The following is a 6,461-nucleotide window of genomic DNA, read 5'->3' as shown; positions in this document are numbered from 1 at the left end:
TCTTGGATCCGACCCGATGACCGCCCTCGCGGAGCTGCGTCTCGCCGTCGCTCTGGACGGAGCCGGGTGGCATCCGGCGGCCTGGCGGGAGCCCGATGCCCGCCCGGCCGAGCTGTTCACCGCCCGCTACTGGACCGACCTCGTCCTGGAAGCCGAACGCGGGCTGGTCGACTTCGTCACCATCGAGGACTCCCTCGCCCTGCAGACCTCCCGTCTCGACGGCCCCGACGGGCGTACCGACCAGGTCCGCGGCCGCCTGGACGCTGTCCTGACCGCCGCCCGGGTCGCCCCCCTGACCAGCCACATCGGCCTCGTCCCCGCAGTCACCACCACCCACACCGAGCCGTTCCACATCTCCAAGGCCATCGCCACCCTGGACTACACCAGCACTGGCCGCGCCGGGGTGCGCGTCCAGGCCCTGCGCCCCGGCGAAACTCCCCACCTCGGCCGACGCGACCTCCCCACCATCGCCGACTACCAGACCCACCAGGCCCAGGCGGTCATCTTCCAGGCCGGCGACTCGGGAGCCGGCCGCGAGTTCGCCGCCTCGTCCGCCGACGCGATCTTCAGTCGGCACAGCACGTTCGACGCGGGCCAGGCCTTCTACGCCGACATCAAGGGCCGCCTGGCCCGCCACGGCCGCAGACCCGAGCAACTGGTGGTCCTGCCGGCGGCGGCCTTCGTCCTCGGCGACACCGACGCCGAGGCGCGGGAACGGGCCGGCGTGATCCGGCGCCAGCAGGTCAGCGGGGCGACGGCGATCCTGTTCGCCGAGCAGCTCTGGAACCGCGACCTCTCCGGCTACGACCCGGACGGCCCGGTGCCCGAGGTCGACCCGGTACCGGGGGAGAACACCATCTCGAAGGGCCGGGCCAGCGTGCGGATGTTCGACGACCGGCAGGCGACCGTCCGGCAGTGGCGCGAGCTCGGCGAGGCGAAGAAGCTCTCGCTGCGCGAGGTGGTCATCGAGGTCACCGGACGGCAGTCGTTCATCGGTTCGGCCGCCACCGTAGCCGAGACGATCAACAAGTTCGTCCAGGAGGACGCCAGCGACGGGTTCATCCTCGTCCCGCACATCACCCCGGGCGGGCTGGATGAGTTCGCCGACACGGTCGTGCCGCTGCTCCAGGAGCGCGGCGTATTCCGCACCGACTACTCGGGGACGACGCTGCGCGAGCACCTCGGTCTCGCTCCGCTCGGGTAACGGGCTGCCCGGTCGGGCTGCCCGCTCGGCCCGCTCGGCCCGCTCGGCCCGCTCGGCCCGCTCGGCCCGCTCGGCCCGCCGTCTCGAACTCCTCGCCGGCGGTGTTGTCTTCGGTACCTGAAACTCACAGGTACCTGAAAGTATGATGCTGTTCGCGTCATGCTCGGGAGGCGTCACGCTCGGGAGGAGGGACGCTCGGGAGGAGGGACGCATGGAACGGGTGGCCGCGGTGAACACGGCGACGGCGGTCGCTCATGTTCTGCGGGAGGAGATTCTTAGCCGGCAGGACGGCGACCTGTACCTCGGCCAGGAGAACGAGCTGCTGGCCCGGCTCGGCGTCAGCCGGCCGTCGCTGCGTCAGGCGGTGCGGCTGTTGCAGGCCGAGGGGATCCTCACCGTCCGCCGGGGTCATCACGGCGGTCTGTACGGGCAGCGGCCGGACGCGGCCGGGGTCGCCCACATGGCGTCGGTCTTCCTGCGCACCCGTAGGGCCTCGTTCGCCGACCTCAGCGCGACCCACGCCCTCATCACCACCGAATGCGCCCGGCTCGCCGCGCTCAATCCGGATCCGGCCGAGCGGGGTCGGCTGCTGACCTTCGTCGACAGCGCCGTCGACGGTGCCGTCAACGCCGCCGTTGACGGCACCGCCGGTGGGGATGCCCGCGACCATGCCCGGACCCGGGCGCAGTGGGGCGTGCTGCTCGCCGAGATCGCCCGCAGCCCCACCCTTCAGCTCTTCGAGGACGTGCTCGGCTCGCTGTCGCAGTACCCGGCCTCGCGGCCGTTCCTGCCCGACCCCGCCAGCGTCGCCCTGGCCTGGGAGCAGTGCCGGTGGATCGCCGAGGCGGTGCGGGACGGCGATGCCGACACCGCCGCCGCACTGTGCCGTGAGCACGGGGACGCGATGGCCCGCTACCTCCGCGACCAGCCGGAGGATCTCCTCGGCTGGTGAGCCGTCCGGGGCCGGGTCCATGCCGCCGCCTGGTCACGGTCCGCGCGTCGTCTCGCCGGGGGGCTACGGCGCCGCCTCGGTCCAGCGGGCCGCTCAGTCCAGCAGACCGCTCTGCCGGGCGGCGTGCACGGCTGCCGTACGGTTACGGACCCCCATCTTGCGCATGATGCTGCGCATGTAGGTCTTCACGGTCTCGGCGCGGATCGTGAGGTGCTCCGCCGCCTCGACGTTGGAGCAGCCAGTGGCCACGAGGGTCAGCACCTCCATCTCCCGCAAGGTGAGGCGGAAGGGCGGCGGCTTCGGCGGGCCGGGCGTGACGACCGGTTCGTTGCGCAGCAGGGAGTAGATGTGCAGGATCTGCCGCCTGAGATGGGGGGCCGTCATCTGGGCGCTCAGCTCCAGCAGCTCGATCTGGGCCAGGCGGACCCGCTCCCGCTGCGTGCGAGAGTCGGGCGGCTGTCCATCGGCGACGAATGGTCCCGGTGCGCGGTCAAAGCCGGCAGGGGTCATCGTCCGGTGCAGGCGCACCTGCATCGGGATCGAATCCGATGCCACTGGGCCCATTATGCTCCTCTCCCTATCCACGTCGATAACCCGGCTACCTCCGGATGGGCGCCCCCGGACAACCAGGCGCGTACCGGTGTATTCATGAAGGGGCGGTCGGTCCCGGGATCAGCCGTACACCACCTTTGTGTGATGCCTTCCATGATCCGGTCGCGGGTGAAGTGGGCACACTGCCACGTCGGCTCCGCTCCAGGCTGGCCGTCCGTCTTCGTCGGATGCCCGCTGCCGGCTACATCGAAAAGGTTATCTCCTTGCTCCGGCCGGTCGTCAATGGTGTCGCTCCCATGCCAAGAACATACTGCTCCCCCCCGGCCGGAAGGCCCGAGGGTAGTCTTGAATGCTACCCCGAAAGGGGCTCCTTCGGGTGCGTCATGCCACGTCGCCGCACCAAAGTCCTCCTCGGTTTGAGGGGGCGCGAAGGAAATTCCTGAAGGCAGGCGGGAACCCGCACGTCAGCGGGTTGACGGCGGGCAGCGTAAACGGCCTCGGGGGTTATCCGATGAGCCCGCCGGGTTAATAGGTGGGACGACGGCGGATGATGTGGGCGGATGCACGGGAATCCGCGCGGGTGGATGGTAGGAATAGGCCGGACTGGCCGTGGCGGCCGCGGCCACACCCGGTCGGAACCACCCGGTCGGAGTTAGCCGGTCGGAGCCACACCCGGTCGGAACCACCCGGCCCGAGCTCGCCGGCCGGTACAACGTCTGCCGCCAGGTCGGCTTCCACGGGCTGATGGCCGACGGCGGCATGGCGGCATGGCGGAGTTCACTATCGGCGTTCACTATCGGCTGGGCGATCGCGTTGCGCCTCGCGGCGGCCGGCGCGGACATCGCCGAAAAGCTCGGCGGCCAGCTGGGCCTCGGCAAGGGGCAGGCGCTCGAGCAGTACGCCGCCGGGATCCCGCTCGGCCGCGGGCAGATACCCGAGGAGGTGGCCGCCTTCGTGTCCTATCTGGCCGGTCCGGACTCCGCTTACATGACCGGGCAGTCGGTGGTGATCGACGGTGGTCTCGTGATGCGCTGAAAGGCGGGTTTCCGCTCGAGCCGGCGGGTCAGGAGTGGATGATGGCCCGGCCGGTCATCGACTCGGGCAGGATCCGTACCCAGTGCGGATGCTCGACGCGGTCCGCCCAGGGCTTGAGTCCCGTCCGCTCGAGCCTGGACAGCGTGCCCGGGTCGGTGACGGACACGGCCTTCCCGCTGATCAGGACGCTCCAGCCGCTGCGGGACGCCGGATCGCGCCCGTCGGCCTCGAAGCTAACCGCGTCCTCCTCGATCGCGGCGGTCAGCTTCGAGCCCACGGCCGTCCGGAAGGCCACCGCCTCCCCGTCCATCACGTAGTTCACCGGCAGCACGAGGACCTCCCCGTCCGCCCGGAACGCCACCCGGCCGAGCTGCTCGTTCCCGAGCAGCCACAGGCAGGTTGCGGGGGACAGCACCCCGCCACCGGCATGGTCGAAGGCGAATGCCACCCTGATGCTGGTCCCGGTGGTCTGGGTCGGTGTCTGCGTCGTGGGCATGGCCAGCTCGGTCCGATCGGTCGGTGAAGCCACGGTGACGAGCGCCGGCGCGCCCGCGTTCGGCGGGGTCATCGCGTCATCCCCCTCGTTCTGGGTCGTCGGCGTACCTCACACTTCTGAACGGTAGTCGGACGGGGCGACCGCGGGCAGGGCCGGTCGTCGCGCCGGCGCGGGTCGTCCGACCGGGGGATGGCCTGCCGGTGGTCCGCACCGGCCCGCGGGGAAGGCGTTCGCCACGCGGGCCGGTGCGGTGGTTACGCGGCCGGGCGGTGGTTACGCGGCTGGCTCGATATCCGGTATCTGCGCGGCGCGGAACGTCACCTCACGCCGCAGCCGGAACCCGAGCGACTCGTAGAGCCGGATCGCGTTCGTGTTGGTCGCCGCGGCGTGCAGGAACGGTGTCTCTCCGCGGGCCCGGATGCCCGCGGCGACCGCGCGGACGAGCCGGGTCGCGAGGCCTTGGCCCCGGTGGCCCGCGTCCGTGCAGACGGCGCTGATCTCGGTCCAGCCGGGCGGGTGCAGCCGTTCCCCGGCCATCGCCACCAGGGTGCCGTCCCGCCGGATGCCGAGGTACGTGCCGAGCTCGATCGTGCGGGGCAGGAACGGCCCGGGTTTGGTGCGTTCGACCAGCGCGAGCATCTCCGGCACGTCCGCGGGCCCCAGCCGCACGGCCTCCTCGTCCGGGAACGCGTCGACCCCCTCGTCCACGAGCTGCGCGCCGTCGAAGCTTGCCTCTTCCCAGCCGGGCGGCGGGGAAGCGTCGATGCCGGTGAACGGCACGATCGCGCCCGGGCCGAGCAGCACTGCGGCGTTGCGCCAGGTGCCCTCGTCGGGCACGTCCGGCAGGGCGACGAACGGTGACACGTTGACCGGGTAGCGCAGCACGTCACCGACCCGCTCGGCGAAATGCGCGTGCGGACCCAGGAGGGAGGAACGGACGGGGTTGTTCAGCACGTGCTGGCCGGTCGCGTGCCGCCTGGGCTCCTGCCGGTCGGGCTCCTGCCGGTCGGGGACATGCCGGTCGGGGACATGCTGTCGGGGAACGGCAAGCTCGGTCACGCGGCGACCTCGATCACGATCTTGCCGCGGGCGTGGCCGTTCTCCACCGCGCGCAGCGCCGCCGGGGCCTGGTCCAGCGGGAAGGTTGCGGTCACGAGCGGGTCCAGCGCGCCGTCCACGACCAGCTGGGCGACCGCGTCGAGCACGCGGCTGTCCCGGGCCCGCTGGACCGTCGTCCCGCCGTGCCGGTCGCTCGCCCCGGACAAGGCTGTGACGAGCTTCGACCGGTCCGCGAGGACCTCGACGACGTCGTCCAGCGTCTCGCCCCCGACGAGATCGTAGATTCCGTCGACCCCCCAGGGCGCGGCGGCCCGCACCCGGTCCGCGATGCCGGGGCCCGGCTCGACGTGCGCGACGCCGAGGGCCTCGACGAAGTCCTTCTTGCCGGCGCTCGCGGTGCCGACGACCGTCAGGCCCGCCTGCCGGGCGATCTGCGCGGCGGCCACTCCCACGCCGCCACCCACACCGGTGATCAGCAGGGTGGCGCCGGGCGGCAGGGCCAGCTGGTGCACGCCGTCGTAGGCGGTCGCCGCCGCGACCGGCAGCGTCGCCGCGGCCACGAAGGACACCGCGGCCGGCTTGCGCGCGCTCTCCCCGGCGGTCAGCACCGTGTACTCGGCGTAGCCACCGCCCGGCGCGCTGCCGAACACCTCGTCGCCGACGGCGAATCCGTCGACGTCCGGGCCCACCTGCGTCACCACGCCGGCGGCCTCCACTCCGAGTACGACCGGAAACACGGCTGGCGGGGCGGCCGGCAGCCGCAGGCCGCCCCGCAGCTTCCAGTCCACGGGGTTGACCCCGGCGGCACGTACCGCGATCGTGAGCTGACCCGGCCCGGCCACCGGGATCGGGAGGTCGGCGAATGCCTCCACCTCCGGACCGCCGTGGCCGCTGTAGACGTACGCCTTCGGCACCACAACCACCGTTCCCTTCGCCGTTTCCCCTGGCCGTCCCGCCGCGGCCGTCCCGCCGCGCCGAGACCTCCGCGATATCCGCGATATCCGCGATCGGCGTCTACGCCGACCGCGGTCACCTACAACACCGGGCCGGGCCGCCACCTTCCGGCGGTGGCCGGCACCGGGGCGGCGGCGCCTGCCGCGGTCAGGCCGATAGTCAGATTCTGGTTCGTTCGACGTCGAAGAAGGGCCGAAGAAGATCGAAGG

The 6,461-nt window shown here is 72.0% G+C and carries 7 protein-coding genes; 3 read left to right on the top strand and 4 right to left on the bottom strand.

Translation table 11 applies throughout. From position 1 onward, the window contains the following. Window positions 1-16 precede the first annotated feature (16 nt). Both AC08OP_RS18475 and AC08OP_RS18470 read left to right on the top strand, forming a co-directional pair. Window positions 17-1,204 (top strand): LLM class flavin-dependent oxidoreductase, encoded by a 1,188-nt coding sequence (locus tag AC08OP_RS18475; protein ID WP_476615340.1) that lies wholly within the window; start codon window positions 17-19, stop codon window positions 1,202-1,204. A gap of 211 nt (window positions 1,205-1,415) precedes the next feature. Beyond that, the gene (locus AC08OP_RS18470; RefSeq protein WP_476615339.1) at window positions 1,416-2,156 is read left to right on the top strand and encodes a FadR/GntR family transcriptional regulator; all 741 of its coding nucleotides are present in this window, start codon (window positions 1,416-1,418) and stop codon (window positions 2,154-2,156) included. Between the two features lie 93 nt (window positions 2,157-2,249). Here the strand turns inward: AC08OP_RS18470 and AC08OP_RS18465 are convergent, their stop codons facing one another. Continuing rightward, the gene (locus AC08OP_RS18465) at window positions 2,250-2,720 is read right to left on the bottom strand and encodes a response regulator transcription factor (protein WP_462188140.1); all 471 of its coding nucleotides are present in this window, start codon (window positions 2,718-2,720) and stop codon (window positions 2,250-2,252) included. A gap of 597 nt (window positions 2,721-3,317) precedes the next feature. Here AC08OP_RS18465 and AC08OP_RS18460 point away from each other — a divergent pair. Next, the gene (locus AC08OP_RS18460) at window positions 3,318-3,743 is read left to right on the top strand and encodes an SDR family oxidoreductase (protein ID WP_476615338.1); all 426 of its coding nucleotides are present in this window, start codon (window positions 3,318-3,320) and stop codon (window positions 3,741-3,743) included. A 28-nt stretch (window positions 3,744-3,771) separates the two neighbouring features. Here AC08OP_RS18460 and AC08OP_RS18455 read toward each other — a convergent pair whose 3' ends face one another. The 3 genes from AC08OP_RS18455 to AC08OP_RS18445 all read right to left on the bottom strand — a co-directional run bounded on the left by AC08OP_RS18455 (window position 3,772) and on the right by AC08OP_RS18445 (window position 6,221). Continuing rightward, the gene (locus AC08OP_RS18455) at window positions 3,772-4,311 is read right to left on the bottom strand and encodes a pyridoxamine 5'-phosphate oxidase family protein (RefSeq protein ID WP_476615337.1); all 540 of its coding nucleotides are present in this window, start codon (window positions 4,309-4,311) and stop codon (window positions 3,772-3,774) included. Between the two features lie 201 nt (window positions 4,312-4,512). Beyond that, window positions 4,513-5,298 carry a GNAT family N-acetyltransferase gene (locus AC08OP_RS18450; protein WP_476615336.1) on the bottom strand — a complete coding sequence of 262 codons (786 nt, stop codon included), beginning with the start codon at window positions 5,296-5,298 and terminating at the stop codon, window positions 4,513-4,515. Continuing rightward, window positions 5,295-6,221, bottom strand: coding sequence for an NADP-dependent oxidoreductase (locus tag AC08OP_RS18445; RefSeq protein ID WP_476615335.1), 927 nt, complete (start codon window positions 6,219-6,221; stop codon window positions 5,295-5,297). The genes AC08OP_RS18450 and AC08OP_RS18445 overlap by 4 nt, the downstream gene beginning before the upstream one ends. Window positions 6,222-6,461: the final 240 nt, after the last annotated feature.

The sequence above is a fragment of the Frankia sp. CeRuru1 genome (assembly GCF_977966315.1).
Note: the sequence above shows the minus strand (reverse complement) of the source record. Positions and strands in the feature narration are given on the sequence as shown.

Coding starts and splice junctions, on each gene's coding strand:
- AC08OP_RS18470 (WP_476615339.1), top strand. CDS start 1,416: ATGGAACGGGTGGCCGCGGTGAACACGGCGACGGCGGTCGCTCATGTT.
- AC08OP_RS18465 (WP_462188140.1), bottom strand. CDS start 2,720: ATGGGCCCAGTGGCATCGGATTCGATCCCGATGCAGGTGCGCCTGCAC.
- AC08OP_RS18475 (WP_476615340.1), top strand. CDS start 17: ATGACCGCCCTCGCGGAGCTGCGTCTCGCCGTCGCTCTGGACGGAGCC.
- AC08OP_RS18455 (WP_476615337.1), bottom strand. CDS start 4,311: ATGACCCCGCCGAACGCGGGCGCGCCGGCGCTCGTCACCGTGGCTTCA.